General features: G+C 57.7%; 1 pseudogene. It reads right to left on the bottom strand.

The annotated features are described in order from the left end of the window. Nucleotides 1-255, bottom strand: a pseudogene (locus tag EIK80_RS25335) (alpha-amylase); the annotation flags it as partial. Nucleotides 256-312: the final 57 nt, after the last annotated feature.

Below are 312 nucleotides of genomic sequence, written 5' to 3'. Positions count from 1 at the left end.
GATGGCATCGACCATGATGCCGTGGGTCTTGGAAAGTTCAGCGACGTCGTCCCAGCTGCCGAGACGCGGGTCGACTTTGGTGTGGTCGATCGGGTCAAAGCCTGCATCCGCACCATCGAACGGAGTGAAGAACGGCAGGATATGCACGCCGTCATACACGCCGTCGAAGCGGGTGCGCAGGATGTCGGTCATCGAGCTAAGAGTGCCATCGCCGAGACGATCGGCGTAAGCGATGAGCTGCACTTTGTTTTTCATGGGACCTCCCTTGGTTCATGGATGCAGGTGCAATGTGTACGCAGTGTATGCGTGCTT

This window comes from Caulobacter sp. 602-1, assembly GCF_003931565.1.
Classification (GTDB): Bacteria; Pseudomonadota; Alphaproteobacteria; order Caulobacterales; family Caulobacteraceae; genus Caulobacter.
The sequence above is the reverse complement of the archived record's forward strand: the minus strand, read 5'-3'. Positions and strand labels throughout refer to the sequence as shown.